Origin of the sequence: Roseovarius maritimus, assembly GCF_043355895.2 — a bacterium.
In the GTDB taxonomy this organism is placed as follows: Bacteria; Pseudomonadota; Alphaproteobacteria; order Rhodobacterales; family Rhodobacteraceae; genus Roseovarius; species Roseovarius maritimus.
Genome location: NZ_JBHFPF020000003.1, coordinates 27,940 through 36,897, shown reverse-complemented (window position 1 = coordinate 36,897; position 8,958 = coordinate 27,940). Strand labels below are relative to the sequence as shown.

The 8,958-nt window shown below is 61.7% G+C and carries 1 protein-coding gene; it reads left to right on the top strand.

Going from position 1 to position 8,958, the window contains the following annotated elements; translation table 11 throughout:
* Positions 1 to 15 precede the first annotated feature (15 nt).
* Complete coding sequence (locus tag ACEWPM_RS07515; RefSeq protein WP_393961042.1) at positions 16 to 8,898, top strand: Tc toxin subunit A-related protein; 8,883 nt, start codon at positions 16 to 18, stop codon at positions 8,896 to 8,898.
* Positions 8,899 to 8,958: the final 60 nt, after the last annotated feature.

Genomic DNA, 8,958 nt, shown 5'->3' with positions numbered 1-8,958 from the left:
CGTGGAGGACGACAGATGGCCGATTCAATCCTGAGCCTGAAGGACCTGAGAGCACTCGCCAAGGCGCGCAAGCAGACCACCGTGGCCAGTGCCATCAAGTCGGCCGGACCTGCGCAGACCGTGTTGGCCGAGGTCCGCAAACGCGACACGCTCGCAAACCTGCGCGACGTCCTTCCAACTCTTCCCGGCGCGGTGGACGACGCGATCAAGGCGATGAAACCCGCCGATGCCGCCAATAAAACCCGGCTCGAACTCGCCCGCGCCGCGATTAAAGCGGCCAAGATCGACGCCAAGGACCGCAAGGCGCTGGAGGCCCAACTGGCCGAAATTGACCTGGTCGAGGCGTTGGGAGGCCGCGACGGGAGCGCAAGTGAAACGCTTGACGATCTACCGGAGATACAGGTTGAACTGGAACGCGCCAAGGTAGCTGAACTGACGGCTATCGCCGGGTTGAGCGATGCCGCCTCCAACGCCCTGCTCGAGCGTGTCGCCACCCTCGACGCGCTCGGGGAACAGCGCGTGGCCGCGCTGGTGATCGACGGCAAGCTCAAGGAACAGGATGCGCTGCGGCTGGGCATGATTGGCGGGCTGGCACAGTTTCTGGGCAATGAGACCGAGACAGTGGAGCGGATTGCCAACACAAGTTTCAAAGTGCTGAAAGGCAAGGTCAAGGCGTTGCCCGATCTGCTGCGCGTGGACGATGAAACGCTGGCAAAGGCGCTCGATCCCGAGCTTGCCGAAAAGGATGCCAAGGCCGCAAATGCCGAGGCGCAGGGTCTGCGCATCCGCATCGAGGAACGGTTTCCACTTCAAGGCTTGGACGCGCGGATGAAACCAGCTCCGCAAAGTCTGCGCAGCTCGATCCAGAAGGTGCGCAAGATACTCAAGAACATGCCGGACGCTCTCGACGCGGCGCCGGTATCACTCGGGTTGAAAAAGCCGGAGGCTGATGCGCTGGCCGAAGTTCAAGCCGCCGTCAACGCCTATCCCGGCCTTGGCATGCGCGAGATCGTCGCCGCAGATGCCGCGCCGCAGGAGACAATCGCCGAAATAGAAAAACGCGTAGAGATTTACGAAGCATTCGAGGCGCAAAACGCGGACGCCGAGTTGCTGCGGATGGATATGACGCCAGGCTCGGACGACCTGAAGTCGCTGAATTTTCGGGGTATCCCCAAAGAGGCGCAAGAGGGCGTCATCAATGTCGTCAAGGCGCGTGCGCGGGCACACCGTGCGGGTGGAACAGTGCGCAACGCGGCTGCCCTGATGAAGGGCGGCTATCATTCCAGCATGGCGATCGCAGCAAGCGAGCCCGCCGATATTTCCAAGCATACCGGCATGGCCCTTGGCGAAGCGCGCGTCGTTTACGAGATGGCCAGGGACGCGCGGGTCAGCGTGACAAATCTGGTAGCAACGCTTGCGGACGAGTTGCGCTGGGATTTCACCGGCCACTACTGGGGCTGGTTCGTCGAGGATGTCAGCGATGGGCTGAAGAAACTACCCGGATATCAGGATCTGTTCGGCGATCAGAGCTTTTGCAGCTGTGCGCATTGCGATTCCATCCTCAGCCCGGCTGCCTATTTCGTCGATCTGATGAATTTCGTGGATGAAAAAGTCACCACCAAGGACTTCAAGGGCGCCACCGCCAACCACAAGCTGAAGCTGCAAAGCCGCCGGCCCGACCTCTGGACCGTACCGCTGACCTGCGACAACACCCATGATCTGGTTCCTACCCTCGAGATCATCAACGAGATCCTTGAAACCGCGATCGCGAAGGATGCGGATGCGGGCATCAACATGGCCGACACGGCAGCCGTTCAGGCGAAAGTCTATGAGGAGGTGCTGCCGGGTGCAGTTCGTTCCTTCGTCACCCCCTTCGATCTTCGGGTTGCCGAGGCTGACGAATACATCCAGGATTTCGATACAGACCGTGCAGAGATCGGCAGACTGATGCAACCGGGCGCAAGTGACGAGGAGTCCAACGCCGCTGCGCTGAAACTCGCGCTTGATGACTACCGGATGATCACGACCGCGCGCACGCAATGGGCCTTCTTGCAATCGCTCTACCGTATGGATTTTCCGCATACCGGCTCAAAAGCTGATCCGTTCGATGTGCAACAGATCATGGCCGGCATGGACATCAGCCGCGAGGCATTCGGAAATCTGGTGGCCACCGATTTCGTGCAGGGCGGCGACAACATCCAGATCAAGGCGCAAAAGCGCAGCACCGCAAGCGTTCAAAACGATATCGAGAAGGTGTCGGGCATGACGCAGGGCGCGCTTGACCGCGCGCATCGGTTCTGGCGGCTGAGCCGCGCACTAGGATGGCACATGTCAGAACTCGACCTCGCGCTGGCGCGCGCGGGCGGCACCCTCGCGGACACTCCCATCGCAGCGCTTGTGAGTCTGCACCGGCAGGCCGATCGGCTGGGTCTGGACATCGCCGAGACCTTGGCACTGTCGGGGCCGATTCCCGATGTCCCGCTGGCGGGCGAAGACCTGTCGCTGATGGATGATCTGTTCAACAAGCCCAGAAACGGCGCTACCCAGACGCCATTTCCGGCCCCAACGGTACGGTTCGTCCATCCGGGCCTGCGCGACGATGCGTCGCTGCCCGAAGTCGGCCCGAATGCGGGGGTGTTCATCTCGCAGCGCCTGCGCGTCGCGCTGGGTCTGAACGAGGCCGATCTGCTGGCCCTGATCGTGATGCTGGCCCCCGCATTGGGGATTGATCCGGCAGCTGCAGCAGAGAACGACCGCGGCTTTCTGCTAACGCAGGACGCGCTGGCCCTGCTCTATCGGCATGCGTTGCTCGCCGATGCGCTGGGGCTCGATGTGGAGGAGCTCGCGCTGGCGATCGAGATGGCGGGTGCCGGAAACGCCGTCGTGACTGCCGATCATCTGACGCTGCTGCTTGATTTCACCGAGAGTTTGGGCGAGGTGCCCTTCGATCTGCTGACGGCAGCCGCACTGATGGGAGTGATCGCAGATCCGGTGGCCGAGGGTCTCTTCATCGACGCGGACGCGACAGCGGATGCCGTGATTGCCGCCATCGCCGACAACGAGCTTGCCGTTTTCGCCCCGACGATCTTTGCCTTTCTGGATGGCGTAAGCGAGGACCAGTCGCAAGCCATCGCCGAGGCCAATGCAAGCCTCCTCGATGCGGCACCGCGCGACATGTTGCGCCTAAAGCCCGATATAGGGCTGGCGCCCGCCGTCGTGGCGCCAGCAGGCGGGTTCCCGGCGGGCATCGCCGCCGCCGATCTGCAGGCCGTGCTGGACGAGCATAATCTGCGCGTAATTCTGCCGAGGCAGCTGGCGGCCACCTTGGATATGGAGACGGACAAACTGGACGCAATCGCTGCGCTCTCGGGTGTCGATCTGACGGCGCAGCCGGTAGTGGACGCGGCCAATGGCATGGACCCCGCGCCGCTCCGGGCGGCGGTGCGCAGTCTTGCGCGGCCGCTCGCCTCGCTCGACAATGACGCCGCGACCGCGAGCAGGGTCGCCTTCATCGACACCAACCGCGCGCTCTTTGATCTGATCGATCCGGTCGCGCCCTATGCGCGGCACACGGTTCTGGCGATCGGCGCCTACCTGGCAGCGCTGGAGGACGGCGACGGTATCGAAAACCATGCCGAGACGGTCGATGCCGTATTGCTGGCGCACACGGTCGCACAGCGCTTCGCCGCTGCCGACACGGCGCAACTTGCGCAGGTCACCGGCGGACAGACCGCCTCCGTTCGGGTGTTCGAGGCCAGCGCGGCACTCCCCGATCTTGCGGCGCTCGCGCTGCACCGCCTGCGGATGATCGTGACCTTCGCGGGCGACCGCAAGCTGGATGCAGATGCCATGGCACTGCTGGCAAGCAGCGATCCGGTGGCACTGGGTCAGGGCGCGCAGAGCCTCAAGGCCGCGCTGCAGTTGCGCTTGGGTGATCCGGCCAGTTTTGCCAGCGTGACGGAGGCGCACGAGGACGCGCTGCGCGGGCGACGGCGCGATGCGCTGACGGATTACATGATCCGCACCAGCGCGGGCAGGTTCGAGGATCGCGGCGATCTGTACAATTACTACCTGATCGATCCGGACATGGAGGGCTGTGCGCGCACCTCGCGCGTCGTGTCGGCCACCGGATCACTACAGACCTATATTCACCGGATCGTGCTGAACCTCGAACAGGACCGGCGCGATGCAGACGCGGCCAATCATATCCATATCAGCCCCTCGCGAATTCCCGCCGGGGAATGGGAATGGCGCAAGAATTACCGCGTGTGGGAGGCCAACCGCAAAGTCTTCCTCTGGCCCGAAAACTACATGCTGCCCGAACTGCGCGACAACAAGACACCGCTTTTCGAGGAACTGGAAAAGACCCTGCTTCAGCAGGATATCACCGAGCAAACGGTGCTGGACGCCTATGCCGCCTATCTCAGAGGTTTCGAAGAGGTGGCAAGCCTGCGCATCGCGGGCGCGTTCCACGAACATCTGTGGTCGGGCACCCGCGACGTTCTGCATGTCTTTGGCTGCACCGCCGACGATCCGCCGACCTATTATTACTGGACAGTCGAGAACCTGACCTTCAGCAAGCTCGTTTCCAACCGACGCGTCAGCTATTCCGCCCGCCGCAAAATCGACGTGACAATCGGGGCGCGCGACGTCTCGCCCGTCATTTTCAACAACCGTCTGCATGTATTCTGGGTGGAAACGACGACATCTTCGCGCGACGAGATCGAGGACGGCGAGAACAAGTGGAGAGGCTATCGGCACACGTTCCGCGTGATGTACACCGCGCTGAAGCTCGACGGCACTTGGACAGCGCCGCAGCAGCTTTCGCTGGGCGCGAACTATCCACTGAAGGAGGGTGGCATTCTCAACGAAGGGCTAACCTTCCGGGACGCGGGTGTCTCGCTGCCTATTCCGACCTATTCGGACGTGTTGGTGGGGCATTCCGAATACCAGGAAGGGTACCGGCTGCGCGCCCCGGCGTGGCAAAAGGTCTATCCCGCACTGAGAGGTGAGAAGCTGTTCTTCAATCTGGGCACACCTCAGAGGGTCTTCGAAGTCGACATGTTCGAGCGCAGCGCAGTTGAGCCGGACAGCGACACCACGGACACGCTTGATACCTACTGGCGCAGCAACCGCCAGACGCTGCATATCCGCAAGTTCTCGAGCGGGCGTTACATGTACGAGCAGGTCATGACCCATCCGACATGGCAAGACCCCGCCTCGCCGCCGGCCCGGATGGACTATCACATCACGTTCAACGGACTGAAACGCAACGTACTAAGCGTTGGTATCGGCGAAGACTGGGCAAACGATCTGATCCGCGACATGAACTTCGGCGCGGCGGATCTGGGCGCGACTATCGCCAAGGTCAATGACGATACCGCACGTGCTCTCGTTCCGAATTCGGATTGGGGATACCCCGAGACCTTCATCCAGAAGGACAGCGATGTGTCTTTCTTCTCGTGGAGCTACGATTGGGACAGACGGCCCTACGAGGCGCGCCGTCTGGGCACAACTGTGCTGACAGATCTCAGCCGGACGCTGTTCTACGGCGGTGTCGATGCCTTGCTGGACAAGCAGACCCAGGCGGATTTTGCGGAAAAGACCCATCTCGTCAGCAGCCGCAACTATCGCACCAAGGTCCGGGGACCTACCAACAAGCTGGATTTTACGGGCCCGCTGGGTGTCTACTTCCGCGAGATATTCATGCATATCCCCGCTCTCCTGGCCGGCCACCAGAACGGGCGCGGCGATCATGCGGCGGCGCAGGGATGGTATCAGACGCTGTTCGATCCCACTGCGGATTTCGACAGCGACGTGGATCTTTCCGGCTTGTCGGAAAGCGCGCGCCTGCGGGCCGAGCGGGACCGCGTCTGGCAATATGCCGAGTTCCAGGGAATGGTTCCGCCCAAGCTGCGCGACATCCTTACCGACGAGGATGCGCAGGAAGCCTATCGCAAGGATCCCTTCAACCCCTATGCCATCGCGCGCTTGCGCCTGTCCGCTTTTCAAAAGAACATCGTCATGCGGTATGTCGACAACTTGCTGGATTGGGCCGACGGTCTGTTCCGGCAGTTCCAGCGCGAGACGGTCCATGAGGCGCATGTCCTCTATGATATCGCGCGCCAGATCCTTGGGCCGCGCCCGGCGGATGTGGGGGATTGCGGCGAAGGCAAGGTGCGCCCGCGCACCTACGCCAACATCAAGCCGCATATGGACAAGGGGCAGGATTTCCTGATCGAGGCCGAGACGTTCTGGTTGCACCACTCCTACGTCTCCGCCAAGGATTTCCAGCTCGCGCCCACCGCCAAACGGAAATACATCCAAGTCGAACGTGCGGATCTGCACGCCATCGATCTTCAGGGCAAGATCGAGTCCAAGGTCGCGTCTCAACTCCGCTTCGACAGCGCGCGCCAGCCCGGAACCGCCGAGGCCGTGGCTCTGTCAACACGCGGAGCTACGGAACAGATGCTGGCCGATGACAAGACCGTCGCCCATCTGGACGATGTTCTGACCGGCCTGCCCAAAGCGCCCCAGATGGCCGAGTATCAGGCCGCCGAAATGCGCTATACCGATGCGCTCGCACGTGATGGAAGCGCGGGGCGGCAATTTGACTGGAAGAGAACCGGCAAGGTGCAGTCCGAGCGCAGTTTTGGCCGTTTGACGGGCACCTTGGGGCGCAACTGGCGTGACTGGGGTCATGTGCGACCCGACGATTTCACCGTGTCGGTCGTCCGCCAGATCGGGCCTGTCTTCTGCGTGCCGCGCAACAAGGATCTGCTGGCACTATGGGACCGGGTCGACGACCGGCTGTGGAAGATCCACAATTGCCGCAATATCGACGGCGAGCGCGTGGATATGGCTCTCTTCGCGCCCGAAATAGACCCGATGGCCTTGGTGCGCGCCAAAGCCGCTGGACTGAGCCTGAGTGATATCATGGGCGCGGGCGCGGGCAACCTGCCGCCCTACCGCTTCACCTACCTGATTGCCAAGGCGCGCGAATACACGTCGATGGTGCAAGGGTTCGGCGCCAAACTGCAAGGCGCGATCGAGCGCCGCGACAGCGAGGAACTGGCGACCCTGCGGCTGGCCCAGGCGATCAACATGCAGAACCTGGTGACGCGAATTCGAGAAAACGAGGTCAAGATCGCGAAGGAGAATCTTGACGAGATCAACCGTCGCAAGGCGGCGATGGACTACAAGCTGGGCTATTACGAAGGCTTGATCTCCGAGGATCTCCTGCCTTGGGAACGTGCGCAGCAGGTCATGACCCACACCTCGACAATCAGCTATGCCCTCAGCGCAACCTTGGCTGGCACCGCGGGCATTTTCTATCTGATCCCCCAGCTCGGCTCGCCCTTCGCGATGAAATACGGCGGGAGCGAGATGGGCCACAGCGCGGAGGAGTGGAGCAAGGTGTTCTCCGACACAGCCAAAATGACAGATGTGATGGGAAAATCGGCTTCGCTCGAGGCCGGGTTCGATCGCCGTCGCAAGGGCTGGGAGCATCAGAAAAAACTGGGCGAGCTCGATCTCAAGCAGATCGAGAAAAGCATCATCGCTGCGGAAATTCGCGTGGAGATCGCCGAGAAGGCTTTGGAAAATCACCATCAGGCCATCGAGGATCAGGAGGAACTGCTCGATTTCTACGAGTCAAAATTCAGCAACGAGGCGCTTTACACCTGGATGGCCTCGACCCTTCAGACCATCTATCGAGACGCGTTCAACGCTGCCCTGTCGATGGCGAAACTGGCCGAGCAGGCCTACCGTTTCGAACGCGCAGGCGACAACGCCACCCTGCTCGAGATGCCCTACTGGGACGCCGGGCGGGCCGGCCTTTTGTCGGGCGACAAGCTGGCGGTTGATCTGGTCGCCATGGAGAAGCGTTTTCTCGAGACGAACTACCGCAAGCTGGAAATCAACCAACCCTTCTCGCTGCAACAGATCGATCCCGGCGCGTTGATGCGGCTGCGCGAGACTGGCGAATGCGAATTCGTCATTCCCGAACTTGCCTTCGATCTTCTCTATCCCGGACAATATCGCCGGCGCGTGCAGGCCGCGCGCCTGTCCATCGCCTGCGTCACCGGGCCTTACGTGAACATCCCCGCGACGCTGACCCTGACCGGCGCAAAGATGCGGACCGAGCCAACTCAGGACGGCCCCGCAGGGCTTGTCGACAGTCTGCTCCGACACACGGTTCAGATCGCAACCAGCACCGCGCAGAATGACGCTGGCGTGTTTGACTTCGGCTTCAACGATGCCCGCTACATGCCGTTCGAGGGGGCCGGCGCGGTCGAAAGCAAATGGAAGGTCACGCTACCCAAAACCTTCCGCCCGTTCGACTATGCGACGATCAACGACGTTGTGCTGCATCTGTCCTATTCAGCCGAAAGTGACGGTACGCTGCGCGACCATGTGGAAAGCAACAACACGGCGCTTGAGGGCGCACTGACGCAGGTGCTCAGCGATACGCCTTTGCCGCGCGCCTTCAGTATCCGGCAGGACTTCTCCACCGCGTTTCACCAGTTGCTGAACAACGCCGAGAATACCGATACGGTCATAGCGATCGACGAGCGTGCCATGCCATTGGCATTGCGCGGGCGCGACGTCCAGATCGAGCGGGCGATCCTGTTACTCAAACCCGGAAATGGTCTTGGCGCGACCGGAACCGAGATCACCGTCAACGGCCAGGCGATCTCGGGGTTCACCGCACTGCCGGAATTCCCACACTATCTGGGCACCGACATGTCCGGCGCATTTGCGGGCGGGATCCTGGGTGATCACGTGGTCAGTATCAGCGACTCCGGCGATCTCGCTCTGGGAGGCGGCGGAGCCGCGGCCATAGCACAAGGCGCATTGAAAGATCTGGTTCTCTATTTCGAAATGACGCTGGATTGAGCACCAACCGCACCGTTCCGTCCGATCACATTGCGCCGTTTCTGAACCCGCTCATTGGGA

Excerpts from the sequence above, each read along its gene's own strand:
- ACEWPM_RS07515 (WP_393961042.1), top strand. The coding sequence starts at position 16 with ATGGCCGATTCAATCCTGAGCCTGAAGGACCTGAGAGCACTCGCCAAG.